Annotated in this window: 1 protein-coding gene and 1 tRNA gene; one reads left to right on the forward strand and one right to left on the reverse strand. The window is 69.0% G+C overall.

Going from position 1 to position 1,259, the window contains the following annotated elements; translation table 11 throughout:
• Nucleotides 1-49 precede the first annotated feature (49 nt).
• Nucleotides 50-136, reverse strand: a tRNA-Leu gene (locus ACFVYN_RS41380).
• A 521-nt stretch (nt 137-657) separates the two neighbouring features.
• Here ACFVYN_RS41380 and ACFVYN_RS41385 point away from each other — a divergent pair.
• The coding region (locus ACFVYN_RS41385; protein ID WP_390008109.1) for a DUF3662 domain-containing protein at nt 658-1,259 on the forward strand (602 nt) is incomplete at its 3' end.

Genomic DNA, 1,259 nt, shown 5'->3' on the forward strand with positions numbered 1-1,259 from the left:
ATGCCGCCCGTTCCGTCGGTGCAACTAGAGCACTTTCGTCGGTGCTCCGTGGTGCGCGAGGGGGGAGTTGAACCCCCACGCCCTTTCGGGCACTGGAACCTGAATCCAGCGCGTCTGCCTATTCCGCCACCCGCGCATTGGGTGTGTCCTCGGGCCCCTCGCCTTGCGGTGCGGCGCCTTCCGACACGCAGAACATTAGCACGCTGGAGGGGGTGGATTCACATCCCATATCCGGGGGCAGCCGCCCACCAGCGGCTTCGGAAGCGACCCACCGATCCGGGGCTCTGTCGGCCCCGTATCGACCCCGCGGTTCCCGTATCGACCCGTGCGGTTCACGTATCAACCTGTGCTGGTTCACGTATCAACCTCGTACCGGTAGCACCCGTCTCCCCTGCAGCAGGCAAGGGTCCACAGTCAGGTGCGGGACACTGGTCAGCGGCCGCCTCTACGATCCTTGACCAAGGAGCGCACAGCGGAGTTCGACAACGGAGTTCGAAGTGGAGCTCCACAGGGAACTTCGGAGGCGTCGACACCCGTCGACCGTGCCGACAGGGGGAACCAGCCGATTCACCGGCGCGTGGATACGATCAGTAAGCAGTACCAGGTAAGCAGCAGCCGGCGCAGTACCCAGGACGGCAAGGACGGAGGAGGTGCCTCATGGGAGTCCTGAAGAAGTTCGAGCAGCGTCTCGAAGGTCTGGTCAACGGCACCTTCGCCAAGGTGTTCAAGTCCGAGGTCCAGCCCGTGGAGATCGCGGGAGCACTCCAGCGGGAGTGCGACAACAACGCGACCATCTGGAACCGCGACCGCACGGTCGTACCCAATGACTTCATCGTGGAGCTGAGCACGCCGGACTTCGAGCGGCTCAGCCCCTACTCGGGCCAGCTCGGCGACGAGCTCGCCGGCATGGTGCAGGACTACGCCAAGCAGCAGCGCTACACCTTCATGGGCCCGATCAAGGTCAACCTGGAGAAGGCGGACGACCTCGACACCGGTCTGTACCGGGTGCGCAGCCGTACGCTCGCCTCCTCCACCAACCAGCAGGCCCCCGGAACCGCGGCCCCGGCCGGCCGGCCCGGCGCACCGGCGCCCGGTCCGGGAGCCGGCTACGGCTACCCGCCGGCCGCTCCGGCGGGCGCCCCGCCCATGCCGGCCGCCCCGCCGCCCGGCCGTGGGGGCGTCGGGTTATGGCAGCCCGCCCCGGGCCCGCGCCCGGGGGGGGGCCCGGTCGGCGCGCCCGCGCCCGGCACCCGCCCCCG

Origin of the sequence: Streptomyces sp. NPDC058307 (assembly GCF_042880295.1) — a bacterium.
GTDB lineage: Bacteria > Actinomycetota > Actinomycetes > Streptomycetales > Streptomycetaceae > Streptomyces.